General features: G+C 68.0%; 24 protein-coding genes. 18 read left to right on the top strand and 6 right to left on the bottom strand.

The genetic code is table 11. From position 1 onward, the window contains the following. Positions 1–147 precede the first annotated feature (147 nt). Positions 148–1,128, bottom strand: a complete 981-nt coding sequence (locus Q9K23_RS06705; RefSeq protein ID WP_305950538.1) for a M23 family metallopeptidase — start codon at positions 1,126–1,128, stop codon at positions 148–150. Positions 1,129–1,614: 486 nt separating this feature from the next. Between Q9K23_RS06705 and sucC the strand changes: the two genes are divergently transcribed. After that, entirely contained in the window at positions 1,615–2,778 is a 1,164-nt protein-coding gene (gene sucC, locus Q9K23_RS06700; protein ID WP_020790868.1) for an ADP-forming succinate--CoA ligase subunit beta, read from the top strand. A gap of 10 nt (positions 2,779–2,788) precedes the next feature. Then, positions 2,789–3,691: a succinate--CoA ligase subunit alpha gene (gene sucD / locus Q9K23_RS06695; RefSeq protein WP_020790863.1), complete on the top strand. Its 903-nt coding sequence runs from the start codon at positions 2,789–2,791 to the stop codon at positions 3,689–3,691. Positions 3,692–3,789: 98 nt separating this feature from the next. On the opposite strand, the gene Q9K23_RS06690 is transcribed toward sucD, so the two are convergent. Then, positions 3,790–4,251, bottom strand: a complete 462-nt coding sequence (locus Q9K23_RS06690) for an SRPBCC family protein (RefSeq protein WP_020790869.1) — start codon at positions 4,249–4,251, stop codon at positions 3,790–3,792. A gap of 152 nt (positions 4,252–4,403) precedes the next feature. Here Q9K23_RS06690 and Q9K23_RS06685 point away from each other — a divergent pair, with 152 nt between their 5' ends. From Q9K23_RS06685 to Q9K23_RS06675, 3 genes are read left to right on the top strand one after another with little or no spacing between them, the layout of a single operon-like run. Then, complete coding sequence (locus Q9K23_RS06685) at positions 4,404–4,778, top strand: metalloregulator ArsR/SmtB family transcription factor (protein ID WP_053776897.1); 375 nt, start codon at positions 4,404–4,406, stop codon at positions 4,776–4,778. Then, positions 4,775–5,896 (top strand): ACR3 family arsenite efflux transporter, encoded by a 1,122-nt coding sequence (gene arsB / locus Q9K23_RS06680; RefSeq protein WP_261977817.1) that lies wholly within the window; start codon positions 4,775–4,777, stop codon positions 5,894–5,896. The genes Q9K23_RS06685 and arsB overlap by 4 nt, the downstream gene beginning before the upstream one ends. Continuing rightward, positions 5,886–6,329 carry a low molecular weight phosphatase family protein gene (locus Q9K23_RS06675; RefSeq protein ID WP_020790867.1) on the top strand — a complete coding sequence of 148 codons (444 nt, stop codon included), beginning with the start codon at positions 5,886–5,888 and terminating at the stop codon, positions 6,327–6,329. The genes arsB and Q9K23_RS06675 overlap by 11 nt, the downstream gene beginning before the upstream one ends. Positions 6,330–6,336: 7 nt before the next feature. On the opposite strand, the gene Q9K23_RS06670 is transcribed toward Q9K23_RS06675, so the two are convergent. Continuing rightward, positions 6,337–6,819: an ArsI/CadI family heavy metal resistance metalloenzyme gene (locus Q9K23_RS06670; protein ID WP_020790866.1), complete on the bottom strand. Its 483-nt coding sequence runs from the start codon at positions 6,817–6,819 to the stop codon at positions 6,337–6,339. Positions 6,820–6,913: 94 nt separating this feature from the next. Here Q9K23_RS06670 and Q9K23_RS06665 point away from each other — a divergent pair, with 94 nt between their 5' ends. Further along, positions 6,914–7,267, top strand: coding sequence for an Rv2640c family ArsR-like transcriptional regulator (locus Q9K23_RS06665; protein WP_020792730.1), 354 nt, complete (start codon positions 6,914–6,916; stop codon positions 7,265–7,267). Positions 7,268–7,295: 28 nt separating this feature from the next. Here Q9K23_RS06665 and Q9K23_RS06660 read toward each other — a convergent pair whose 3' ends face one another. Continuing rightward, complete coding sequence (locus Q9K23_RS06660; protein WP_053776896.1) at positions 7,296–8,540, bottom strand: CocE/NonD family hydrolase; 1,245 nt, start codon at positions 8,538–8,540, stop codon at positions 7,296–7,298. Between the two features lie 330 nt (positions 8,541–8,870). On the opposite strand from Q9K23_RS06660, the gene Q9K23_RS06655 reads away from it, so the two are divergent. Beyond that, on the top strand, positions 8,871–10,190 hold the full coding sequence (locus Q9K23_RS06655) for a diacylglycerol kinase family protein (RefSeq protein WP_053776924.1): 1,320 nt from the start codon (positions 8,871–8,873) through the stop codon (positions 10,188–10,190). 3 nt (positions 10,191–10,193) lie between these two features. Here Q9K23_RS06655 and Q9K23_RS06650 read toward each other — a convergent pair whose 3' ends face one another. Further along, positions 10,194–11,834, bottom strand: coding sequence for an MFS transporter (locus tag Q9K23_RS06650; protein ID WP_020792894.1), 1,641 nt, complete (start codon positions 11,832–11,834; stop codon positions 10,194–10,196). Between the two features lie 129 nt (positions 11,835–11,963). On the opposite strand from Q9K23_RS06650, the gene Q9K23_RS06645 reads away from it, so the two are divergent. From Q9K23_RS06645 to Q9K23_RS06595, 11 genes are all read left to right on the top strand, one after another. Beyond that, positions 11,964–12,644: a hypothetical protein gene (locus Q9K23_RS06645; protein WP_020792895.1), complete on the top strand. Its 681-nt coding sequence runs from the start codon at positions 11,964–11,966 to the stop codon at positions 12,642–12,644. Continuing rightward, positions 12,637–13,119 (top strand): RDD family protein, encoded by a 483-nt coding sequence (locus tag Q9K23_RS06640; protein ID WP_053776895.1) that lies wholly within the window; start codon positions 12,637–12,639, stop codon positions 13,117–13,119. The genes Q9K23_RS06645 and Q9K23_RS06640 overlap by 8 nt, the downstream gene beginning before the upstream one ends. Beyond that, complete coding sequence (locus tag Q9K23_RS06635) at positions 13,116–14,633, top strand: carboxyl transferase domain-containing protein (protein ID WP_053776894.1); 1,518 nt, start codon at positions 13,116–13,118, stop codon at positions 14,631–14,633. Before Q9K23_RS06640 ends, Q9K23_RS06635 begins: the two co-directional genes overlap by 4 nt. Further along, on the top strand, positions 14,630–15,025 hold the full coding sequence (locus Q9K23_RS06630) for an NUDIX domain-containing protein (RefSeq protein ID WP_053776893.1): 396 nt from the start codon (positions 14,630–14,632) through the stop codon (positions 15,023–15,025). The genes Q9K23_RS06635 and Q9K23_RS06630 overlap by 4 nt, the downstream gene beginning before the upstream one ends. A gap of 47 nt (positions 15,026–15,072) precedes the next feature. Further along, entirely contained in the window at positions 15,073–15,519 is a 447-nt protein-coding gene (locus Q9K23_RS06625) for a hypothetical protein (RefSeq protein ID WP_305950436.1), read from the top strand. A gap of 172 nt (positions 15,520–15,691) precedes the next feature. Then, positions 15,692–16,561 (top strand): MetQ/NlpA family ABC transporter substrate-binding protein, encoded by an 870-nt coding sequence (locus Q9K23_RS06620; protein WP_053776923.1) that lies wholly within the window; start codon positions 15,692–15,694, stop codon positions 16,559–16,561. Further along, positions 16,551–17,612, top strand: a complete 1,062-nt coding sequence (locus tag Q9K23_RS06615) for a methionine ABC transporter ATP-binding protein (protein ID WP_053776892.1) — start codon at positions 16,551–16,553, stop codon at positions 17,610–17,612. Before Q9K23_RS06620 ends, Q9K23_RS06615 begins: the two co-directional genes overlap by 11 nt. Further along, positions 17,609–18,310, top strand: coding sequence for an ABC transporter permease subunit (locus tag Q9K23_RS06610; protein WP_053776891.1), 702 nt, complete (start codon positions 17,609–17,611; stop codon positions 18,308–18,310). Before Q9K23_RS06615 ends, Q9K23_RS06610 begins: the two co-directional genes overlap by 4 nt. Before the next feature lie 31 nt (positions 18,311–18,341). After that, entirely contained in the window at positions 18,342–18,962 is a 621-nt protein-coding gene (locus Q9K23_RS06605) for a nitroreductase family protein (RefSeq protein WP_020792824.1), read from the top strand. Positions 18,963–19,022: 60 nt separating this feature from the next. Next, the gene (locus tag Q9K23_RS06600) at positions 19,023–19,703 is read left to right on the top strand and encodes a TetR/AcrR family transcriptional regulator (protein ID WP_053776922.1); all 681 of its coding nucleotides are present in this window, start codon (positions 19,023–19,025) and stop codon (positions 19,701–19,703) included. Positions 19,704–20,512: 809 nt separating this feature from the next. Then, the gene (locus Q9K23_RS06595; RefSeq protein WP_053776890.1) at positions 20,513–21,172 is read left to right on the top strand and encodes a DUF5336 domain-containing protein; all 660 of its coding nucleotides are present in this window, start codon (positions 20,513–20,515) and stop codon (positions 21,170–21,172) included. A 21-nt stretch (positions 21,173–21,193) separates the two neighbouring features. Here Q9K23_RS06595 and Q9K23_RS06590 read toward each other — a convergent pair whose 3' ends face one another. Then, positions 21,194–24,736 carry an indolepyruvate ferredoxin oxidoreductase family protein gene (locus tag Q9K23_RS06590; RefSeq protein ID WP_020791918.1) on the bottom strand — a complete coding sequence of 1,181 codons (3,543 nt, stop codon included), beginning with the start codon at positions 24,734–24,736 and terminating at the stop codon, positions 21,194–21,196. Positions 24,737–24,872 lie beyond the last annotated feature (136 nt).

Here is a 24,872-nt window from a genome sequence, read left to right as displayed (position 1 = left end):
GGCCATCGGTCAGTCGACGTCGGGTGTGGTTGCGGACATGTGTGTGTCACGGGGTTTCGACGGCCGGTCGGCCTCGCTGCGCGAGGTCGTCCTGCTCAACCATCGAGAGGGGTTGCGGTGCCGACCATCGGTCAGCCGAGGCCGGGCTTATCCGCCGTACGACGGCAGTTTGATGCCGTGAGTGGCGAGCCAGGGTGCCGGGTCGATCTTGGTGACACCGTTCTTCCACACCTCGAAGTGCAGGTGCGGTCCGGTGGAGAAGCCCTCGTTGCCGACCAGGGCGATGGTCTGCCCGGCGGTCACGTGCTGGCCTTTCTGGACCAGCACACCGGAGGAGGACATGTGGCCGTACATGGTGACGGTGCCGTCGTCGGCGCGTACCTGTACCCAGTTGCCGTAGCCCGACGCGGGACCGGCGTTGATCACGACACCGTCGGTGACGGCGTGGATCGGGGTGCCGAGGGGGCAGGCGAGGTCGATGCCGCCGTGGAAGCTGCCCCAGCGGTTGGCGAACAGCGAGGTGAATGCGCAACCGGGCTTGGAGAAGTCGATCGGGGTGGCGAACAGCGGGCGGCTGGCGGCGGCCTCGCGGGCGGCCTCGGCGGCTGCGAGCTGCTTGCCGACGACCAGCTGGTCGCTGTACATGCTGGTGTCCTGGTCCGACGCCGACATCGCGACGCCCGGGCCGGTGTCGACGGCCGGTGCGGCGTCGCCGACATTGGCTGCCGGAACCGGTGCGCCGGTGGGGGTGTTGTCGGAGGTGCCGACATGTGCGGCGGCGGCGAGTGCGGCACCTGCGGCCACGGCGACGAGCGCGGCACGTCCGCCACGCAGTGCGTGCGGCGGTGCGGCGATGCGGTGCTTGCCGCGCGACCGGACGGGCGCGCCCGCGGAACGTCGGGTGAAGTCGAACTCGGGGGTCTCGGTGACCTCGCCGACGTGCTCGTCGGGCTCGGTGTAGGTGTCGAGGTGTGCGCCGTCGACATCGAACGGGGCCTCGTGGCGGTACCGATCGAATTCACCCTCGGGGATCAGGATGTCCTGGGTGATCTCGGCGGTGGATGTCCGGCGGCGGGTCGACCAGTCGTCGTTGTCCCAGTCGTAGCGCTCGTCGACCTCATCGGTGATGACCGGGATGATGGTGGTCAGCTCTTCGGCGCCCGGGTATCCACGTCCCGCCAAGTCGTTCACCTCATCTCGTTCGTGCGCTTCGGGGCCGGCGTTGGCGGGACCTGTGATCCGGGTCGGAACCCGGCGTCTGGTGGTCCGTGACGACCCGCGACTGCATGCCGACGGTAACGAAATGATTGCGGCAAGTCCAACGTTCAGACGGTGAAATGGCCTAAGTTGTGAGTTGAGTCACAGAATGGTGACAGTCCTCGTACTGGTGGCAATCGACACTATTCTATGGCAAATTCTCGGCATTTCGGGGCGAGATCGGGGCCGAAATGCCGCCTGACCGGCGAGTAAGGTGCCGTATCGCCTGCCGAGCGAGTGATCTGTCGCACAAGGATCGGAGGTTCTGTCAAGGCGATCGGGGGGCAGGTTTAAAGTCCGATATGGCCCGCGTTACATCCACCGAGGGCCGGCAAAATCTACGAGATGGTGAGCTGAATGGATCTCTTCGAATACCAGGCGAAGGAACTGTTCGCCAAGCATGGGGTTCCCACCACACCCGGGCGGGTGACCGACACTGCCGCCGACGCACGGGCGATCGCCGAAGAAATCGGCAAGCCTGTGATGATCAAGGCACAGGTCAAGACCGGCGGACGTGGCAAGGCAGGCGGCGTGAAGTTCGCCGCAACCCCTGACGACGCGCAGACCCACGCCGAAAACATCCTTGGTCTCGACATCAAGGGTCACATCGTCAAGAAGCTGCTGGTGGCCGAGGCCAGCGACATCGCGGAGGAGTACTACATCTCCTTCCTGCTCGATCGCGCCAACCGCACCTACCTGGCCATGTGCTCGGTCGAGGGCGGCATGGAGATCGAAGAGGTCGCCGCGACCAAGCCCGAGCGTCTGGCCAAGGTCGCCGTCGACGCCGTGAAGGGTGTCGATCTGGCGTTCGCGCGCTCCATCGCCGAGCAGGGTCACCTGCCCGCCGAGGTGCTCGACGCCGCAGCCGTGACCATCCAGAAGCTCTGGGAGGTCTTCGTCGCCGAGGACGCACTGCTGGTCGAGGTGAACCCGCTGGTGCGCACCCCCGACGATCAGATCCTGGCCCTCGACGGCAAGGTCTCGCTCGACGCCAACGCCGACTTCCGTCAGCCCGGCCACGAGGAGTTCGAGGATCGCGACGCGACCGATCCCCTGGAGCTCAAGGCCAAGGAGAACGACCTCAACTACGTCAAGCTCGACGGTGAGGTCGGCATCATCGGTAACGGTGCAGGTCTGGTCATGTCGACCCTGGACGTCGTCGCCTACGCCGGTGAGAACCACGGTGGCGTCAAGCCCGCGAACTTCCTCGACATCGGTGGCGGCGCCTCGGCCGAGGTCATGGCCGCAGGCCTGGACGTCATCCTGAACGACGAGCAGGTCAAGAGCGTCTTCGTGAACGTCTTCGGTGGCATCACCGCATGTGACGCCGTCGCCAACGGCATCGTGGGTGCGCTCGCCAAGCTCGGCGACGAGGCCAACAAGCCGCTCGTCGTGCGTCTCGACGGCAACAAGGTCGAAGAAGGCCGCAAGATCCTCGCCGATGCCAACCACCCGCTGGTGACGCTCGCCGAGACCATGGACTCCGGCGCCGACAAGGCCGCCGAACTGGCGAGCAAGTGAGGTAGAGCCAATGTCGATCTTCCTGAACAAGGACAACAAGGTCATCGTCCAGGGCATCACCGGCGGTGAGGGAACCAAGCACACCGCCCTGATGCTCAAGGCCGGCACCAACGTCGTGGGCGGCGTCAACGCCCGCAAGGCCGGCACCACCGTGTCGCACGTCGACGCCGACGGCAACGCCGTCGAGCTGCCGGTGTTCGCCTCGGTCGCCGAGGCCATGAAGGAGACCGGGGCCGACACCTCGATCGCCTTCGTCCCGCCGAAGTTCTCCAAGGACGCCATCATCGAGGCCATCGACGCGGAGATCCCGCTGCTCGTGGTCATCACCGAGGGCATCCCGGTGCAGGACTCCGCGTACGCGTGGGCCTACAACGTCGAGAAGGGCGCCAAGACCCGCATCATCGGCCCGAACTGCCCCGGCATCATCACCCCGGGTGAGGCACTGGTCGGCATCACGCCGAACAACATCACCGGCAAGGGCCCGATCGGACTGGTCTCCAAGTCCGGCACCCTGACCTACCAGATGATGTACGAGCTGCGTGACCTCGGCTTCTCCACCGCCATCGGCATCGGCGGCGACCCGGTCATCGGTACCACCCACATCGACGCCATCGAGGCGTTCGAGAAGGACCCGGAGACCAAGCTGATCGTCATGATCGGTGAGATCGGTGGCGACGCCGAGGAGCGTGCCGCCGACTACATCCAGGCCAACGTCTCCAAGCCGGTCGTCGGCTACGTCGCGGGCTTCACCGCGCCGGAGGGCAAGACCATGGGCCACGCCGGCGCCATCGTGTCCGGCAGCTCGGGCACCGCGCAGGCCAAGAAGGAAGCCCTCGAGGCCGCGGGCGTGAAGGTCGGCAAGACGCCGTCCGAGACCGCCAAGCTGGCTCGCGAGCTCTTCGACAAGCTCTGACACCAGACCCGTAGATCGAGAACTCCCACCCACCCCGCGATCCGGGGTCGGTGGGAGTTCTTGTCTGTCCAGGGGGTCGGGCTCGGCGGTGCGCGCGTCTACCGGGTCGTGGTGTCCGCGAGCCGGCTCAGTCCCTTCTCGAAGTCCTTGCCGAGGATCCGGTCGAACAGTCCCAGTGGGGCGGCGATCCGGCTGAACACCGAGTGGTCGCCGGTCATCGTCCAGGTGACCACCGAGGTGCCGTCGTGTTCGGCGATGTCGAAGGTGCTGGTGCTCGTCGAACGCATCGGCTTCTCGAAGCGGACGCGGATCGAGACGCGTGACGGTTGGGTCGCGTCCACGACCTCCATCTCACCGGCGCCGGCCTTACGGTTGCCCGACCACGCATACCGGGCGCCGGGCCCCTGCTCGGCGCCGGAGTACGTGCGCTGCAGCGCGGGGTCGAGATCCTCCCACGGGGACCAGTCGACCCAGCGATGGAGATCGACGATGTGCGGGTAGATCCGGGCGGCGGGTGCGGCGATCGTGGTACTTCGGGTCACGCGGTAGGTGCCGGACATGACTGCTCCTTGACGGTGTGGTGTGGTGTCCGAGGTATCGACTCGACCGGTCCTCAGAACTCATCGGTACCCGGGAACCGCCGACCCGCGTCCTCCATTGTCGCCACCGGGCTCTGGCCCGGCGCTGTATCGGTGTCTGTCAATATAGACATATGTCGATACATGACCCGGCGGCGTGCTGTGCTCCCTTGTCCTCCGAGCCGCTGTCGGCGGCCGACGCGGCGATGCTGACGCCACTGTTCAAGGCGCTCGCCGATCCGGTGCGGCTTCGGTTGCTGAGCTCGGTTGCCAGTCACGTCGGCGGTGAGGCATGTGTCTGCGATATATCGTCCGGTGTCGATGTCACGCAGCCGACGATCTCCCATCATCTGCGAGTGCTGCGCGAAGCGGGGCTTCTCGAGTCCGAGCGTCGTGGGACATGGGTGTACTACCGGGTTGTTCCGTCTGTGCTGCAACGACTCTCGTCGTTCTTTCTGATCGATCATGAGGCGTCGATGATCGGATCGGTCTGTGAGGACGGGCGGTGACGGGCGCTTCGGCGGTGGCCGCCGGTCGTGATGTCGTCGTCGGGAAGCTGTCGGTACTCGACCGGTTCCTGCCGGTGTGGATCGGTGTGGCGATGGTTGTCGGCCTCGGTCTGGGGCGGCTGGTGCCCGGTGTGGACACGGCGATCTCAGCGGTCTCCGTGGACGGGATCTCGCTGCCGATCGCGATCGGACTGCTGGTGATGATGTATCCGGTGTTGGCGAAGGTTCGCTACGACCGACTCGACACCGTCACCGGTGACCGCAGACTCCTGGTCTGCTCGCTGTTGCTGAACTGGATCGTCGGACCGGCGGTGATGTTCGTGCTGGCCTGGCTGATGCTGCCCGACCTGCCGGAGTACCGGACCGGGCTGATCATCGTCGGGCTGGCCAGGTGCATCGCGATGGTGATCATCTGGAACGACCTCGCGTGCGGGGACCGCGAGGCCGCTGCTGTACTGGTGGCGATCAATTCGGTGTTCCAGGTGATCATGTTCGCGGTGCTCGGCTGGTTCTATCTGTCGGTGTTGCCCGGCCGGCTCGGACTGGATCAGACCACCATCGACACCTCGCCGTGGGAGATCGCGAAATCGGTGCTGATCTTTCTCGGAATCCCGCTTCTCGCAGGGTTCCTCACCCGGCGCATCGGGGAGAGGGTCAAGGGGCGCAGCTGGTATGAGACGAAACTGCTGCCGCACCTCGGGCCGTGGGCGCTGTACGGGTTGTTGTTCACGATCGTGATCCTGTTCGTCCTCCAGGGCCATCAGATCGTCTCCCGTCCGTGGGACGTCGCGCGGATCGCGCTGCCGCTGCTGGCGTACTTCGCGATCATGTGGGGCGGCGGATACCTGATCGGTGCGCTGGCGGGGATGGGCTACGAGCGGACCACGACCTTGGCGTTCACCGCGGCCGGCAACAACTTCGAGCTGGCGATCGCGGTGGCCATCGGCACGTACGGGGTGAGTTCGGGACAGGCGCTCGCCGGTGTGGTCGGCCCCCTGATCGAGGTCCCGGTGCTGGTCGGTCTCGTCTATGTGTCGTTGGCGCTGCGTTCCCGGTTCCCTGTCGCGGCAGGTCGGGGCGCCCAGGAGACGAGCGGAGGAGCCGCCGATGCACGGTGAGGAGACGGCGACCGCGGTGCCGAAGGTGTTGTTCGTGTGTGTGAGCAATCGCGGGAAATCAGTGATGGCCGAAGGGCTTTCCCGACAGCACGCGACGGTGTTCGAGGCGTCGTCGGCAGGAACGATCGCGAAGGTGGACGACACGGTCAATGCGATGTCGGCAGAGGTTCTCGCCGAGGTGGGCGTCGACATCGACGGCCACCGGCCCCGACAACTCACCGACGACATGATGCGTGCGGCGGACCTGGTGGTCGCGATCGGTACCGCGGCCCGGATCGATCCACCCGACGGGGTGCGGGTCGAGGTGTGGGACACCGACGAGCCGTCGGTGTGTGGCATCGACGGCCTCGAGCGGATGCGGCTGATCCGCGACGACATCGCCGCCCGGATCAGCGCCTTGGCCGCCTGTCTGGGTACCGACGTCTCGTCCTGAACCTCGGTCAGCAGCAGGCGGGCGGCGTGGCCGATGCTTGCTCGGCGGCGGCGCCACCGCCGCAACACGATGTCGCTGTGGCCGATTGGTCGGTGGCGAACTGGTTCCGGCCGACGCCGAACGACTCCGAGTCGGCCAGCACCGTGTAGATCTCCCACTTCTCCTGGTCCGGCCCGGTGGCCCACACCTTGTCCTGGGTGGCGAAGCAACAGGTCGTGCCGATCTCTTCCTCGGTGAGCAATCCCGCCTGCGACAGTCGGGTGATCTCGGCATACACCGAGTCGGAGGACTCGACCTCCACGCCCAGATGGTTGATCGACCCGCCCTTGCCGGGATTCTCCATCAGCACCAGCTTCACCGGCGGGTCCGAGACCACGAAGTTCGCGTATCCGGGCTTGAGTTTTGCCGGTTCGACGGCGAACAGCGACGAGTAGAACCGCACCGCGGCATCCAGGTCGTCGACGTTGAGGGCCAACTGCAGACGAGACATCCCAACCTCCAGGTATGTGACATATATCGAATCACCGACGCCTCCGGTGTACGTACCTTTGCGACATATGTCAAATGGTCGGTAAGGTGGGAACATGCCCAAGGCGCTGCCCGTCATCGATCTGTCCGCACCGGTGTGTTGTGCGCCGGTCTCGGCTGCGCCGCTCGACGACGCGGCGGCGCTGGAGATAGCGTTGCGGCTCAAGGCGCTTGCCGATCCGGTACGCCTGCGGCTGATGTCGATCCTGCTGACCTCCGACCAGGGGCAGATGTGCACGTGTGATCTGGCGTCTGCGGTGGGCGTGGCGGAGTCGACGACCAGCCATCATCTGGGGCAACTCCGCAAGGCGGGGATGGTGAGCTCGCGGCGACAGGGGATGAACGTGTATCACGCGGCGAACGCGGAGGCGTTGGACGCGTTGCGGTCCACGTTGGTGACCTGCTGCTAGACAGCGACCCCGGTGTTTCGCTGCGGGCTCATCGGTGTGCGTCCCGGGTCGTGGCCGCGGGCCGGACCCCGGCGGCCAGGGTCTCGTCGAGCCAGTCATACACCGTCGCGTCCCAGGCCATCTGGCCGAGTCCGCCGCAATGGCCCGAGATCCCGGTGGCCGGGTCGGGGTCGACATAGACGCTCCCGGGTGCGGTGAGTGCGTCGAACAGCATCCGTCCGTGTCCGCCCACCGGATCGCCGAAGGACTCCACGATCATCGTGGGACAGGCGATCTCGTGGATGCGGTCGGTGAGCGTGAACTTCCGGAGCTCGGCGAAGTAGTCCGCGATGGCGGTGAGACCGTGGCAGGCCATCCGGGATCCGAAGAACTCGGCCCGCTCGCGGCTGATCCTGGTCAGTGCGGTCATCAGCGGCGCCGCCACCCGGCCTCGCCATCCCACCGGGATCTTCGCCCCCATGTCGGGTTGCGCGGGATCGCACACCAATGCCGCCACCCGCGGCTCTCCGGCCACCCCGCGTGGGGCCAGATATCCGGCGAATGACCGGCCGACGACGGCGATCCGTGCGGTGTCCACATCGGGCACCTCGACCAGCCAGTCGAGGATCTGGGACAACACCACCTCGTAGTCGGGGCGGAAGTAGAGGCGATCGACGACCAGTGACGCTCCCTGCCCGGGGCCCTCGACGCTGAGCACGGTGTATCCGCGCGCGAGTGCCCCCTGCGCAAAGCCCCACCCGGATTCGGCGGTCGAGTCGTAGCCGCACGGCATCACGATCGTCGGCCGCCGCCGGCCCTCGGTCTCGGGGCCGGGCCGGAACATCCATGCGTGAACACCCACGCGCACACCGTTGTCCGCCTCATACGGGATGGTGACGGCCTCGGCGACGACGGGACTGCCGGTGTGCCCGAGCAACTCCATCGCCTGGGCGAAGGTGTGGGCGTGTGCCTGATAGGCATCGCGCAGACGCTGGTCGTCAAGATCGGAACGGAGGAAGAAGTAGGCCTGCCGGTAGTACTCGCTCGCCCGCAGGTAGGCCTGCTGGGCCGAGACCAGATGCCCTGCGACATGGGCACGTTCGGCGATGTCGCGCAGCGACTCGGCCCGATCCAGCCAGCGCCGGTGCCACCGTTCGGGTCGGTAGCGGTTGCCGATGGCGCGGGCCGTCGTGAACGCCTCACCGAGATCGGCGGCGCCGACCGCGGCGGCCTGCAGGGTGCGCATGAACTGTCCGTCGAACTCTTCGTCGGCGAATGCCAGTCGGTCGTTCATGGTGTTCTCCTCGGATGTGACCGGTGGTGAAGCGTGAGGTGCGCCCCGGGGCGCGCAGGTCACCTGGATGGCGCGCGGTGCGGGGCCGTCGAGAGCGCGGCGCCGCGCCGGTGAGGCGACGACGAGACCGCCGAGTGCAGGATCTCGGTCACCGCGGCTCCTCGGTGACCCGGTCGCGGGATCGGTTGTTCGGTTCGAGTCTAGACAGCGGCGGTGGCCGGCGGAGGCGTCTTGGCAGGTCGTTCGGGGTGCGTAGGAGATCGGCTGTGGGACACCGGTGCCGTCGTCAACCGCCTCGTGTCCCGGTGCCGCACGCAGTACCGTGACCGGATGGCAGAGGAGTTGCCGTCGACCCGGAACGATCCGCGCCGACGCTGGGCGGCACGGGCATCGTTGCTGATCCTGGGTGGGATCGGGGTGTTCCTGATCGCCGTGGCCGGGGCGTGGGGTGCGATCAGTCTGCTGGTGATCACCGTGATCTGTGCGGTGGTGGCGATCTGTGCGGCATTCTGGTTCGTGACTCGCGGCGGTGTGTTGCGTTGGGCCGCAGCTTTTCTCGTTGTTGTCGCGATCGGCGTCGTGGGGGTGGCGTTCATCTGGACGGGCCTGCTCGTCGAGGTGATCGCCGCCGCGGCGGCGGGCGTGGTCGCAGTGGTCTGCGCGCGCTGTGCCCTGCGCGTCGACACCGTGCCGGGAATGCCGGAACTACCGGCCGCAGCCGTCGGGCATCCGTTCCTGATCATGAACCCGCACTCGGGTGACGGCAAGGTGGAGAAATTCGATCTGGTGCGCCGAGCCGAGGAACTCGGAGCCGAGGTGGCACTGCTCGAGGGCCCCGGCGTGCAGGACGTGACCCGGTTGGCCCGCGATGCCCTCGCCCGCGGCGCGGATCTGCTCGGCGTGGCCGGTGGGGACGGCACGCAGGCGCTGGTGGCGGGCGTGGCCGCCGACCACGGGGTGCCGTTCATGGTGATCACCGCGGGGACCCGCAACCATTTCGCGGCCGACCTGGGCCTCGACCGGGACGACCCGGCACGATGCCTCGACGCACTGACCGACGGTGTGGAACTCCGCGTCGATCTGGGGCGCATCAACGGCCGTCGCTTCGTCAACAACGCATCGTTCGGCGTCTATGCGGAGATCGTGGAATCCGACGGCTACCGCGACGCCAAGACGAGCACCGCGATCACGATGCTGCCCGACCTGGTGGCCGACGACCGCACCGATCTGGTCGTGCGGGCCGGCGACTCGGTGATCACCGGCCCGCACGCGATCCTGGTGAGCAACAATCCCTATGGGCGGGGCGGTCCGGTCGCGATGACCCGCCGCGACCGCCTCGACACCGGCGTGCTCGGTGTGATCACCGTGTCGGTCACCGGTGCCCGCACCGCGTTGGGGATCTTCGGCGCCCGGCACACCGAGGACATCACCCGGCATGCTGCGGGCACGGTGGTGGTCGACGGGGACGGGGCGACGATCCCGGTGGGTGTCGACGGTGAGGCGCTGGAACTCCGGACGCCGGTGCGGTGCGAGATCGAACCCGGCGTCCTGCGGGTCCGCGTTCCCCGTGAGCGCCCGGGCGTCACACCGGTCACACACCTGCAGTGGCGTCGGCTGTGGCGGGTCGCCTGGCCCCGTGCGCGGTCGTGAGCGTCACGGGTCCTGATCGTCGTCGGAGCGGCCCTTGCCCGCAGTCGGGGTGGACGGCGCTCCCGGTGCCCGTTGCGGGATGCGTCCGGTACCGAACAGTGCCGCGATCGCCAGCAGGGCCGACACACTCAGCGCCACCCGCAGGGCCATCAGCCGGGAATCGGCGTTCACCTCGACGATCGCGTCGGCCGCCGAACCCGTGACCCCGGCCTCGGCCAACGACTCGTGCAACTGGGTGGTGGAGACGAACGGCACCCCGGACGCCAGTTCGGTGGTGGCCTGCTCGGCGACCGAGGCGGGGACGGCGGGATTGTCGTCGATCCCGGAGAGCACCGAGGAGGTCAGGGTGGCGATCAGTACCGAGCCGATCAGTGCGGTACCGAGTGACGCGCCGAGATTGGTTGCGGTGTTCTGCAATCCGCCGACCTCGGTGCTGTGGTCGTCGTCGACCGCCGACACCGTGACCGCACCGAGCTGCGACGACAACGCCCCGAGTCCGAGCCCGAGGAAGAGCATCGGGATGAGCACGACCGCGGCGTTCGCGCCGGGATCGATCCCGGCCACCAGCAGTCCCACCCCGATCACCATCGAGAACAGGCCGAGACGGATCACCCGCCGGGGACTCGCCTGCGGCCAGAGCTTCGGGATTCCGATGGCGGCCGCGATGAGCGCGATCGACAGCGGGAGGATGCGTACGCCCGTACCCAATGCGCTCAGTTCCAGGACCACCGACAGGAACAGCGGGACGGTGAAGAACACCCCGGCCTGAACGGTGAACTGGGCGAAGAACATCGTCAGGCCACCGGTCAGCTGCCGATTGCGCAGCAGGCTCACGTCGACCAGCGGTTCCCGGCCGGTCTCGGTGAGATGGGCCTGCCGATGCACGAATCCGTACATCACCACCATGCCGACGCCGACCAGCCAGATCGTCGGCGACACCCCGAGGATCTCCGGCCCGCCCGGCGTGGGCCGCACCCACCCCCATTCGCCCGAACGCAGCACACCGAAGACGATCATGCCGAGGCCGATGATCGACGCGAGCGCGCTGATCACGTCGAGGTGTCCCGGTGTGGGTGGGGTGTCGACGACGGTCCGCAGGGCGAGCAGGATCACGACGACCACCACCACCTCGCCGACGAACACCCACCGCCACGAGGCGAAGGTGGTCAGCGTGCCACCGAGCAAGGGGCCCACCGCCACGGCCATCGCGCCGGCGGCGGCCACCAGACCGTAAGCGGCGGTGCGTCCTTCGGCCCCGACATTGGAGGCCACCAAGGACACGATGGCCGGCATGATCAGCGCCGCACCGATGCCCTCGAGCAGGGACCAGCCGAGCAACAGGACGGGCAGGTTCGGTGCCAGCGCCGTGATCAGCGACCCGGCGCCGTAGATCACCAGCCCGACACCGAAGGCGCGGCGTCGCCCGATCATCCCGCCGATCTTGCCGCCGGTGATCATCAGCGTCGCCATCACCAGGGTGTAGAGGGTGATCGCGGTCTGCACGCCCGTGATCGTGGTGCCGACGTCCTCGGCGACGGTCGCCATCGACACGTTCATCACCGAGCTGTCGAGGGTCATGAGGAACTGCCCGGCGGCCAGCACCATCACGACGAAGCCCGAATTGCGTGCGGTACCCGTGGTCATGCGCCTCACCCCGTCATAGTCGGCGGACGCCCCAGTATGTGCCTGCCGCCGCGTCTGGCGCAGGAGAACGCTCGTGTGCCGGCATCCGAACCCGACCGTCGGACCTGACACCCGTGAGATACTTTCTCGGTGAACGACCAGCGCTCGCGGGGACCGGTGGCGGCCCTGCTCGGACTCCCCGGCCAGATCGCCGGGGCGGCCGTGGCCATGACGCAGGAATCCTTGACGGTCACCATCCGCACCGTCGTCGAGACCTTCACCCGATCGATCGACATGACCTCCCTGATCGTCGACAACATCGACCTCGACCGGGTGATCGGCGCGGTCGATCTGAACGCCGTACTCGCGGGGGTCGATCTGGACGCGCTGCTGGCGAGGCTCGACCTCGACGCGCTGCTCACACAGATCGATCTGGATGCGCTGATCGGGCGTCTCGACCTCGGCCTGATCGTCGACGCCCTCGACATCGACGCCATCATCGGCAAGGTCGACGTGGGTGCGATCATCGACCGGGTCGACATCGCGGCGATCATCGACCGGGTCGACGTCGACGACATCGTCGCACGGGTGAGCATCGACGAGATCATCGCGCGGATCGATCTGATCGGTCTGGCCGACGACATCATCGACGGGGTGGACCTGCCCAGCATCATCCGCGACGCCAGTACCTCGGTGACCTCGGATGTGGTGGAGGACGTACGCGGCACCAGTGAACGTGCCGACGATGCGGTCGCCGATCTGGTCAACCGGATCCTGCGGCGCAAGGTGGCGCAGGCGCGCGCCGAGGCGCTGGAGCCCACCGATGGCTGAGCCGCGGCACGTGCCTTCTGAACATCATGCGGCCCACCATGTTCCACCCCGCGACACCGACCGCACCGCCGGTGTGGTGAGCCGGGTGATGGCTGGGTTCATCGACCTGCTCGTGGTGGTCACGATCATGACGATGTTCTATCTCGGCGCGTTGCTGGCGCGGCTGATCATCCAGGTGCACGCCTTCACCCTTCCCAACGTGAACTACTTCTTCACCGCCGGTGGGTTCATCGGGATCTCGGTGGTGTACCTGACGTCGTGCTGGGCGGTCTCGGGCCGGACACTCGGCGACGTGGTGATGGGTCTGCGGCTGGTGAGCCGGAAAGGCAAACCGCGCGTGCGGTTTCCGGTCGCACTGCTGCGGGCCCTGCTGTGCGTGTTCTTCTCCGTGGGCCTGCTGTGGGTGGCCGTGGACCGCCGACGCCGCTCGGTGGCCGACCTGATCGTACGGACCCGGGTGGTGTACTCGCGGTGACCGCGGCACGGCTGTCGGCGGTGGAGCTGATCACGGCGGTGGTCGACGACGGCAGCTGGCGGTCGTGGGACGACCCCGGTGCGGTTGCCGCGGTGGCCGATCGGCCCTATGCCGAAGATCTGCGGCGGGCCGCGGAGAAGTCCGGCGGGGACGAGTCGGTCCGTACCGGACGGGCCGAGATCACCGGTGTGCCGGTGGTTCTCGTCGTCGGGGACTTCTCCTTTCTCGGCGGGTCGATCGGCTGGGCCGCCGGTCATCGGATCACCACCGCGATCCGTCGGGCCACCGCCGACCGGCTACCGGTGCTCGCGTTCCCGTGTTCGGGCGGCACCCGCATGCAGGAGGGCACCCCGGCATTCCTGGAGATGGCCGCGATCAGTGCCGCGGTCCTCGACCACCGGGCCGCCCATCTGCCGTACCTGGTGTATCTGCGCCACCCCACCACTGGCGGGGTGTTCGCTTCGTGGGGATCTCTCGGGCAGATCACATGGGCCGAACCGGATGCGCTCGTGGGCTTTCTGGGTCCCCGGGTGGTGCAGGGACTGACCGGGGAACCGGTACCGGCGGGGGTACAGCGATCGGAGAACCTGCTCCGGCATGCGCTGGTGGATGCGGTGGTACCGACCGCCGAGGTGCGCGCACGGCTCGCACAAGTGCTGGGACTGCTGGCCGGACCGGCGGATCCGCGGGTGCCGGAACCTGCCGCAGAGAGCATTGTGGTTGCGGACTCCGCTGTGGTGGACTCCGCTGTGGTGGAATCTGCTGCGGCGCAGTCGCCCGCCCGGGGCGCGGGGTCGGCATGGGCGGCGGTCACCGCCACGCGGCTCCCCGGACGCCCCGGCGTCCGTGCGCTGCTGGCCGGGGGTCAGGCCGCGATCCTCGCCGACGACGGACCTATCCTGCTGGCGCTGAGCCGATTCGGTTCCCACACCGCGGTCGTGATCGGACAGGACGCCGAGGTGCAGCGGGCGGGGCGGGCGATCGGACCCGCGGACCTGCGCCTGGCCCGGCGCGGACTCGCCCTGGCGAAGGATCTGCGGCTGCCCGTGGTCGCCGTGATCGACACCTCCGGCGCCGAACTGTCGGCGGATGCCGAAGAGCAGGGGGTGGCCCGGGAGATCGCCTGGTGTACGGCCGAACTCGTCGCACTACCCACCCCGACGGTATCGGTACTGGCCGGTCAGGGTGCCGGGGGAGCGGCGCTCGCGCTGTTTCCCGCCGATCACCGGATCGCCGCCGACGATGCGTGGCTGGCGCCGCTACCACCCGAAGGCGCCAGTCTGATCGTGCACCACGACACCGGCCACGCCGCCGAACTGGCCGCACGCCAACACATTCTGGCCACCGAACTCGCCGGTGTCGGGGTGATCGACACGGTGGTGCCGGCCGCCGGGCTGCGCGCGGCGATCGGCCAGGCCCTGTCGGACATCGCGGCGCCGTCGCCGACAGCCCGGATACGGCTGCCGGAGAAGAACAACGGCGGGCACCGGCCACAGTCGGAGGGGGCCGGATGACCCGCCGTATCCTCGCCGTCGGTGCGATCGTGCGCGACGACGCCGGGCGGTTCCTGTTGGTGCAGCGGGCGCGGGACCCGCAGGCCGGGTGCTGGACGGTCCCCGGCGGCAAGGTGGAGCCGGCGGAGACGCTGGAGCAGGCGGTGATCCGTGAGATCGCCGAGGAGACCGGAATCGACATCGAGGTGGGCCGGCGGGTGTGGGTGGTCGACATCCCCGACGGCGACGACGTGGTCTTCGAGGTCCATGACTTCCTGGCCACCCCGCTGGGCACCGACGTCACCGCCGCGGACGACGCCGCCGACGCCGGATGGTTCACCCCCGACGAGATGCGCGCGTTACCTCTGACCACCGGCCTGATCGAGCACCTCGATCGTCACGGACTGTTGTGACGACGGTAGGATTCGCCGGCGACGTTGCGGCAGGGAAGAGGGCGGACATGGGTGTGACACGAACGGGTACGGCACGTCGGGGCCACTGGGCGCGCCGGGGCGCGATGCTGCTGGTGGCGGCGGGTATGGCCGGTGCGGTGGCAGCCTGCGGGAGTTCCGACGACGGGAGCGCTGCGGCGTCGGAGTCGTCGTCGGTGGCCGTGCCCGCATCGGGTGCCCTGTCGGGACAGTGGCGTGGTGACTGGCAGGTCGACGGCAAGACCACAGAGGCGCACCTACTCGTCGTCGGCGACGATCCGTTCCTCGCGACCCTCGACGTCCAGGGTGCGTGCGGCGCCACCTGGACGCAGAAGTCCCGCGACGGTGACACCGTGACCGTGGACACCACCGTCACCTACGGTCAGTGCAGGTCACAGCCGTGGACGCTGACCGTCGGCCCCACGACCATCACCGCCACCGACGGGCAGACCTCGGTCGAGTTCACCCGGAGCTGACCGGCCTGCCGGTGTTCGGGGACTTTCGCTCGCCGGGATTCAAACCCCGACGAGCCGAGTCGGTGCAGGTCGGGGCGGTGACCGGCCCGGGGCAGGCCGACGGGTGGTTCGGTGACCGGCCCCGGCAGGGCTAGCGTCCGAGATGTCGTCATCCGACTCCTTGGAGGTCATCGTGCGTTCGCGCATTCTCGCAGTCCTGCTCATGGTGGTGTTCGCCGGAACCCTGCTCACCGCATGTGGCAGTGACGATTCGTCGACGATCAAGATCGGTGTCGCCGACGCCTCCGAGTCGTACTGGAAGGTGTTCACCGAGAAGGCATCCGCCCAGGGGATCGACGTGAAGCTGGTCAACTTCACCGACTACAACCAGCCGAATCCCGCACTGGCGGAGGGTGAGTTGGATCTCAACGAGTTCCAGCACCTGCTGTACCTGGCCACCTACAACGTCAAGAACAACCAGGACCTGGTGCCGATCGGCGCCACCGCGGTCTACCCGCTGCCGTTGTACTCCAAGCGCTACCAGGCCGTCGCCGACATCCCGCAGGGTGCCCAGGTGGTCATCCCCAACGACCCCACCAACCAGGCCCGCGGACTGCTGGTGCTCGAGCAGGCCGGACTGATCACGCTGACCACACCGGGCAGCCCCTTCTCCACCCTCGCCGACATCGACCAGAGCCGATCCAAGGTCAAGGTCGTCGCCGTCGACGCCGGGCAGACCGCGGCCAACCTGGACTCCGTGGCCGCGGCGATCGTGAACAACAACTACGCCACCTCGGCAGGTCTGACGGCCAAGGAGGTCATCGCCTCCGACGACCCGAACGCCCCTGCCGCGCGCCCCTACATCAACGCCTTCGTCGCCCGTGCCGCCGACAAGGACAACCAGACCTACGCCAAGCTCGTGCAGATCTACCACGATCCCGAGGTCATCGCCGCGGTCAAGGAATCGCTGGGTGACGCCGGTGTGATCAAGGACAATCCGGCGTCGGAGCTGCAGCAGACCCTCACCGAGCTCGAGGCATCCGTCAAGGCCGATGGCTCCTGAGCGGCCGGGGGCGGTGGCCCCGTCCGACGGTGTGGCGATCGAATTCCAGGATGTCGGAAAGCGTTTCGGCAAGCACGCCGATCCGGTGCTCGACGGGGTCACGCTCCGGATCGGTGCCGGTGAGATCGTCGGCGTCATCGGGCCGTCGGGGGCCGGCAAGTCGACGCTGGCCCGCCTGATCAACGGACTCGAACGACCCACCAGCGGAAGGGTTCTCGTACACGGCCGCGATCACGGCGGTGCACGCGAGAAGGAACTGAACGCACTGCGCACCCAGATCGGCATGATCTTCCAGCAGTTCAACCTGTTCAACTCCCGAACCGTGGAGGGCAACGTGGGTTTCGGGCTGCAGGTGGCGGGGGTGCCCGCGGCCCGGCGCCGCGAGCGGGTCGCCGAGTTGCTGGAGTTCGTCGGGATCGCCGACAAGGCCAAGGCGTGGCCGGCCGCGTTGTCGGGTGGACAGAAGCAGCGCGTGGGCATCGCCCGGGCCCTGGCCACCTCGCCGTCGATCCTGATCGCCGACGAGGCGACCAGCGCCCTCGATCCACAGACCACCACCGACACCCTGGAACTGTTGCGGCGCATCAACTCCGATCTGGGCACCACCATCGTGGTGATCACCCACGAGATGGATGTGGTCCGCGAGGTGTGCAGCCGGGTCGCGGTGCTCTCGGGCGGCCGGCTCGTCGATCACGGCGACGTGTACGACGTCTTCGACCGACCGAACTCGGAGGTGACCCGGGGACTCGTGCGGCATGCCGTCGCCGGAACTCCCGACGAGAAGCGGCTGGCCGTGCTGCGTGACCGCCACCCCGGCCGGCTCGTCACGGTGGACATCCGCGACACCCCCGATCAGTTCGATCTGCCCGCACTCGCGGTCCGCCACGGGGCGGCGGCGTCGGTGATCCACGGCGGCATCGTCGATCTGGGTGGCCGTCCCTTCGGCGCCTTGACCTATGAACTGACCGGTGACCCCACCGGGGTGACCGAGGTACTCGCCGGAAGCCGTTCGGCGGCAGGCGTCGTCGTCCACGAGGCGGTGGCGTCATGAGCGCGACGACGGTGCTGGCCGCCGACAGCGGGTTCCTGCGGGTCTTCGACGACGATCTGCGGCCGCTGCTGATCGAGGCGATCTGGGAGACCCTCGAACTGGTCGGCGTCACCCTGCTGATCGGTGGTCTGCTGGGCCTGGTGATCGGTGTGGTGCTGTATGCGACCAGTCCGGGGAATCTGTGGTCCAACACGTGGATCTTCAACGGGCTCAACGTGGTCGTCAACATCATCCGACCCATTCCGTTCATCATCTTCATCACCGCGATCGCCCCGCTCACCAAGGCCGTGATGGGTACCCGGATCGGTACCGAGGCGGCGATCTTCCCGATGACCCTGATGGCGATGGTGGTGATCGGCCGCGTCGTCGAACAGAGCCTGGTGTCGGTCGATCCCGGGGTGGTCGAGGCCGCCCGGGCCGCCGGTGCGAGCAGGCTGCGCACGCTGGTCACCATCGTGGTGCCGGAGGGGTTCGCCCCGCTGGTCCTGGGCTACACCTTCATCTTCGTCGCGATCGTCGACATGTCGGCGATGGCCGGCTACGTCGGCGGCGGCGGCCTCGGCGACTTCGCCTTCCAGTACGGCTACCAGCAGTTCGACTGGAAACTCACGGTGGTGGTGATCGCATTGCTGGTCATCCTGGTGCAGGTGGGGCAGTACTTTGGCAACTGGCTCGCCCGCCGGGCGCGCCACCGATGACCTGACGCAACGCTCTTCCCGAAGGAGTCCCATGGCCGAGCTCTTGCCCCTCGACCCCGACCAGCTGTTGACCACCACACGGTCGGTGCGTAAACGGCTCGACCTCGAACGCCCGGTGCCGCTCGAGATCGTGCGCGAGGCCCTCGAGGTGGCTTTGCAGGCGCCGACCGGCAGCAACAGCCAGACGTGGCACTGGATCGTGCTCACCGACCCGGAGCTCAAGCGGAAGGTCGGCGAGTACTACGCGCGCTCGTTCGCGGTGTACTCCCAGAACCAGGCGCCGCGTGACGAGACCGGTCAGCGGGTCGCGTCGAGCGCGCAGTACCTCGCCGACGTGATGGGGGAGGTGCCGGTCCTGGTGATCGGCGCGATCTACACCGGTGGCGATCTGCCCGCGGGCAACCAGTCCGGGGTGTGGGGGTCGCTGCTGCCCGGCGCGTGGAGCCTGTCGCTGGCATTGCGGGCGCGCGGCCTCGGTTCGGCATGGACGACGCTGCATCTCGCCTACGAGAAGGAGATCGCCGAGCTGCTCGGCATCCCGAAGGGAATCCACCAGGGTGTGTTGCTGCCGGTGGCCTACACCGTGGGCACCGACTTCAAACCCGCCGGCCGCAAACCGCTCGACGACGTGCTCCACATCGACGGCTGGTGATCGCCGGGCGGCCGATCCGAGCGGGCCGTCGGATCGGTGCCGGTAGAGTCCAAGATCACCATGTCCACCGCATCGAACTCCGCCGACGGCCCCGCGCCTGACACCACCGATCCGGCACGTCCGGTCACCAAGCGGTCGGCCGCGAAGGCCGCCCGTCGCGCCGAGCTGCTCACCGCGGCGGCCCGGCAGATGGCCGAGCGCGGATTCGCCGGGGTGCGGTTGGAGGACATCGGTGGTGCGGCGGGTGTCAGCGGTCCGGCGATGTACCGGCACTTCGCGTCGAAGGTCGAGTTGCTCGACGAGATGCTCCTCGACATCAGCCGCCGCCTGCACGACGGTGGGGCCGCGGTGGTCGATCAGGGTCTGCCCGCGGCGCAGACCCTCGACGCGCTGATCGCCTTCCACATCGATGTGCTGGTCACCAAACCGGATCTGATCGCCGTGCAGGACCGGGACCTGACGTCGATGACGCCCGACGCCAATCACGAGGTGCGGCGACTGCAGCGGCTGTACGTCGAACGCTGGGTGGACGTGGTGCTGGCGCTGAGCGCCGAGAACGACGAGATCCCGCTGCACCGCGACGAGGCCCGGGTGCGGGTGCACGCCATGTTCGGCCTGCTCAACTCGTCCCCGAGGCTCCCCGCCTTCCCCGCCGATCGACTACGGCAGTTGCTGTCGGCGATGGCGCTCGCAGCTTTGCGTGTGCCGTCCGCCGGCATGAGTGAGAATCCCGATTGCTGATCGAGCCGGAACCCAATTTGCTGATTGAGCCGGGACCGAGCGTAGCGAGGACCCGTGTCGAAATCTCCGGAGTGTGGGCTGGGTGGTGACCACTTTTTAGGTGGTCGCGTCCCGAGGTCGGCTGTCTGAGGTTTCGACTCGACTTGTCGCTTCGCTCCTCGTCGGCTCAACCATCAATGGCTCCTTGCTGATTGAGGGAGAGGCTCGGGCGATGATTGAGCGGGGACCCCATTTGCTGATTGAGCCGGGACCGAGCGTAGCGAGGACCCGTGTCGAAATCTCCGGAGTGTGGGCTGGGTGGTGACCACCTCGGAGGTGGTTGGGTTGGCGAGGTCGGCTGTCTGAGGTTTCGACTCGTCTTGTCGCTTCGCTCCTCGTCGGCTCAACCATCAATGGCTCCTTGCTGATTGAGCCGGGACCGAGCGTAGCGAGGACCCGTGTCGAAATCTCCTCGGAGGTGGTCGCGTCCCGAGGTCGGCTGTCTGAGGTTTCGACTCGACTTGTCGCTTCGCTCCTCGTCGGCTCAACCATCAATGGCTCCTTGCTGATTGAGCCGGGACCGAGCGTAGCGAGGACCCGTGTCGAAATCTCCGCAGGATGCGCTGGGTGGTGACCACCTCCGAAGTGGTCGCGATCCGAGCTCGGCGGTCTGAGGTTCGTCGAGGTGACCACATTCGACGAGGGACGCGGCGCGGACCGGCACCGTCCGGCCGAATGACATCGGGCGGATTTCGTCTACGGGATCGACCGTCACCTTCTAGTCTGACCGGGACATATGCGCGCCGCTCGAGTCGAAGGGGAGATCAGACGTGAATCCAGGGGAACCGACCACCGGGCAGCAGTGGCAGCCGACCACCCAGCAGCCCTCCGGGCAATGGGGTGCGCAGCCCGGGGCGGTGCCGCAGGCCGGACCGCCGCAGGGCGTGCCCCCGCAGGGACTGCCCCCGCAGGGTGTGCCCCAGCCGGGCACCATGGGCTGGGGTGCACCGCAGCCGCCGGCCCGGCAGTTCGACGCCCGGACCCAGCTGCCGTCGCTGCTGTTGATCGCGGCCACGGTCGCCGGGGTGGTCACCTACTTCATGGGATTCGTCAGCTGGGTGGGCATCAACAACGTCAGCGACCGAGAACTCGAACGCTGGGGCGACGGCTACGCCGCCGGGAACAACGGCATCCCGGGCTTCCTCTCCTACGAGATCGTGCTCAATCCGGGCAAGTTCCTGATCATCCTGGGGGCCGTCGCCGTGGCCACCGGTCTGGCGCTGGTACCGCGGTTCCGGCGTGGCGTCCCGTTCCTCGCGGTGATCGCCGCCGGCGCCTGGCTGGCCCTGTTCGCAGCCGCCCTCACCGTCACGACCGCCCCGGTCCTGAACATGGGGGCCGGGGCGATCGTGGCGCTGATCTTCGGTTTCCTACAGGTGGCGCTGCTGATCGGAGCGGCCGTCCTCGACGGGCTCGCCCGCAGGCCGTGACCCGTCGGATCGGGCGGTCCGTCAGATTTCCAGAGCTGCTCGGCGCGTTACCAATTCGGCGTGATACCGCTCGACGTTGGCCATCTTGATGCCCTCGTAGCCGCGGATCATGTCGGGTAGGGCGGCCAGTTCGGTCAGTGCCGGCACCTGCGCGTCACCGACGGTGCCGTCGGACCATGCGGTGAGGATCGCGTCGACGAGGTCCCGGTACTCCACCACCAGGGCTCGTTCGGTCCGTCGGATCTCGGTGCGGCCGAACGGGTCCAGTGGTGTGCCGCGCAGCTTCTTCATCCGCGCGAGGGTGCTCATCCCCGGCTTCGCCCACCGTCCCAGGGACATCTTGTTCTTCATCCCCATCGACCGCAGGGTGGGCGGATGCAGCCGGATGGCGACCTTCGCATCCGGCCCGAACTCGTCGGCGATCTGGGCGGCGAAGCCGGCGTCGGCGGTCAGCCGGGCCACCTCGTACTCGTCCTTGTAGGCCATCAGCTTGTACAGGTGACGGGCCACCGCGTCGAGCACGGTGATCCCGATTCCCGAGCGGACAACCCGGTCGAGGACGTCCAGATAGTCTGCGGCGTAACGACGGTCGGCGTAGGCGACGAGCTCGTCGACCCGCAGCGCGATGGTGTGGGTGAGATCCTCGTCGAGGACGCCCATCGCGCGAACCTGCTCGCGGGCTTCCGAACTCGGTTCGGGTGTCGCGGTGCCCGGATGCCGGCGGGCGATCTCTGCGGTCACCGCCCCCGGGTCGACGATCATCTGCCTGCCCCACCGGAATGCGGCGATGTTGGCCTCCACCGCGACCCCGTTGGTGCTGATCGCCCGTTCGATGGACGCGGCGGTGATCGGCAGCGATCCGGTCTGGTAGGCGGCGCCGACGGCGAGCATGTTGGCGTACTGCTCGTGCCCGAGCAGTGCGGTGCTCAACTCGCCGGGATCGAGATAGACGGTGCGGGCCATCCGTCCGTCGATCGCATCGTGGATCTGCGCATCCGACGGGAATCCGACCGAGGTGTCGATCACCATGGCGCCGGTCGGGATCCGGGTGGTGGCCACCACCGCGGTGGTCCGCTCCGGCGCGGCGACCTTGAGGTTGACCGGGTCGGAGCCCACCAGTGCGTCGCACGCCAGGTACAGGTCACAGGTGCCGGAGGCGACCTTGGCGGCCAGCTCGATGGGCCGCGCGGAGATCTTCAGATCGCCCACCACCGCACCGCCCTTCTGGGCGAGCCCGGTCATGTCGACCGTACGCGCCGACAACCCGTCGAAACTCGCCGCGGTGGCCAGCACCTGACTCAGGGTCACCACCCCGGTGCCACCGATCCCGGTGATCCGGACGGTGGACACATCCGTGCCGGTGAGGACACGCCGCGCCGGTTCGGGGAGATCGTGCTCGGCGACCAGGGTGGGTGCGGCGGCCACCTCACGGGTGCCGGGGGTGACGGTGACGAACGACGGGCAGTCGCCGGCCAGACACGAGTAGTCCAGGTTGCAGGAACCCTGATCGATCTGGGTCTTGCGACCGAACTCGGTGGACACCGGGTGCACCGACAGGCAATTCGACTTCTCGCCACAGTCACCGCAACCCTCGCAGAGCCGCTCGTTGATCATCACCTTGGTGGTGGGGGTGGGCAGCACACCGCGCTTGCGCTTGCGCCGCTTCTCGGCGGCACAGTGCTGATCGTGGATCAGTACGGTGACCCCGGGTACGGTCGCGAGCTCGGCCTGGACGTCGGCCAGTTCGTCGCGCGGACGCACCAGCACACCGGGTGCCAGGTCGTTGCCGATCGTGCGCGACACGTCGTCGGTGGTGACCACCACCTTCGCGACACCCTCGGCGAGCAGCAGCCGGGTGAGCCGGTCGAGTCCCATCTCGCCCACCGGGTCCTGGCCGCCGGTCATCGCGACGGTGCCGTTGTAGAGCAGCTTGTAGGTGATGTTCTCGCCGGAGGCGACGGCGGCGCGCACGGCGAGCGAACCGGAATGCGCGAAGGTGCCGTCACCGATGTTCTGCACGAAGTGATCGGCGGCGACGAACGGCGCCATGCCCAGCCACTGCGCACCCTCGCCGCCCATCTGGGTGATCCCGGCGATGTTGCCGACCTGGTGCGGGTCCATCAGCAGAACCATGGCGTGACAACCGATCCCGGCTCCGACGAGGGTGTTCGACGGTGTGCCGTCGGGGCCGACGGGCATGGTGGTGGAGGAGTTGTGCGGGCATCCCGAGCAGTAGTACGGCGTGCGCACCGCCAAGGGCAACTCGATGCGGGTGCGGCGTCGTGAGCTCTGGTCGAGCCAGTCGATCGCGGCGTCGACGTGATGATGGCGGGCCAGGCGGACGGCCAGTCCGCGGGTCACCGCGTCGACGTCGAGCTCACCGAAGCGTGAGAACAGCGTGGAACCGTTCTCGTTCTCCTTGCCGACGATGTGCGGGGCGATCGGGCTGCGGTAGTAGATGTCGCGCATCATCGTCTCGATGAAGTCACGCTTCTCCTCCACCACGATCACCTCGTCGAGGTGTCCGGCGGCGGTATCGGTGAGGAACCGGTCGAGGATCTCGCGCTCGAGCGGATAGACCATGCCCAGCTTGAGGATTCGGATCCCGAGGCGATGCAGGTCGGTCTCGGTCAGTCCCATCAGGTGCAGGGCCTCGCGGACGTCGAGGTAGGTCTTGCCGGCCGCGACGATCCCGATCCGGTCGTCGCCGGAGCGCACCACGATCTTGTTGATCCCGTTGAGCCGCGCGTACTCCCGTGCCCGCGGGAGCCGGATGGTGAGCTGATTCTGTTCGAGCTCCATCAGACTCGCGCCGAGCAGTCGTCCGCTCGGGATGTGCGGGCTGCGGCCGAGCGCGCCGTGGTCGGGGACCACGCGGGTGGGGTCGACCTGCACCGTCGACGCGCCGTCGGCGACGTGCGCGGCGATCTTCAGCGAGGTCCACAGTCCGCTGACCCGGCTCATGTGGGCGGCGTGCACACCGAGGTCGAGGATGTCCTGGGAGTCGGCGGGGTAGAGGATCGGGATGTAGAGATCGGCGAGGGCCATCTCCGAGGCACACGGCACGGTGGAACTCTTGGCGCCCGGATCGTCGCCGACCAGCGCGACCGCCCCGCCGTCGGGATGGGTGCCGATGATGTTGGCGTGCCGCAGGGCGTCGGTGGCCCGGTCGAGCCCCGGGGCCTTGCCGTACCAGTAGCCGACGACGCCCGTGCGGGTCTTTCCGGTGCCGTCCGGGGCGAGGTCGGTGACCTGTGCGGCGACCTGCGAACCCATCACCGAGGTCGCCGCGATCTCCTCGTTGAGGCCGGGGCGATGGACGATGTCGAGGGGTTCGAGCAGGGCCCGGCGGCGGGCGAGCTCGAGGTCGTAGCCGGCCAGCGGAGAGCCCTCGTAGCCGGAGATGTAGGACGCGGTGCGCAGATCCATCCGGCGGTCGACGAGGGCACGGTCACGCACCATGCGGACGAGTGCGGCGATGCCGCCGAGGAAGACGGTGCCCGACTCGCGGACGTAGCGGTCGTCGAGGCCGCTGGTCGCTGGGGCATGCGGGGCGAGGGTCATGGGTTCTACCTGGCCTTCTGTTGTTCTCCGTGACCGCCTGCGGGTGTGCCGCGGCCACGCGGGGTGGTGAGTCCCGGGGTGGGGGACTCAACCACAGGGTACGAAAAAACGTGACTGGCGTCACGTCACAAGCGGA

Origin of the sequence: Gordonia sp. NB41Y (assembly GCF_030718915.1) — a bacterium.
In the GTDB taxonomy this organism is placed as follows: domain Bacteria; phylum Actinomycetota; class Actinomycetes; order Mycobacteriales; family Mycobacteriaceae; genus Gordonia; species Gordonia desulfuricans.
This window is presented reverse-complemented; position numbering and strand designations above follow the sequence as displayed.